Source organism: Streptomyces flavovariabilis (assembly GCF_000725785.1).
Taxonomy (GTDB): domain Bacteria; phylum Actinomycetota; class Actinomycetes; order Streptomycetales; family Streptomycetaceae; genus Streptomyces; species Streptomyces hawaiiensis.
In genome coordinates, this window is the sequence record NZ_JNXD01000126.1 from 1 (window position 1) to 226 (window position 226).

Consider the following 226-nt stretch of genomic DNA (forward strand, 5'->3'; position numbering starts at 1 on the left):
GGGGAGGTCCTGGTGGGCGTAGGCGTTGAGGTCGGTCTCGCGGACGCGGTCGAGGAGTTCGGCGAAGGTGGGGTCGCCGGACAGGTCGGTGCGCAGCACGAGGGTGTTGACGAAGAAGCCGACCAAATCGTCGAGTTCCTCCTCGCCGCGGCCCGCGACCGGCGTGCCGATGGGGATGTCCGTCCCGGCGCCGAGGCGGTGCAGCAGCACACCCACAGCGGCCTGC

The 226-nt window shown here is 71.2% G+C and carries 1 protein-coding gene; it reads right to left on the minus strand.

Translation table 11 applies throughout. The features are described 5' to 3' along the window. On the minus strand, nucleotides 1–226 hold a 226-nt coding region (locus IO24_RS41845; RefSeq protein WP_157851366.1), incomplete at both ends, for a condensation domain-containing protein.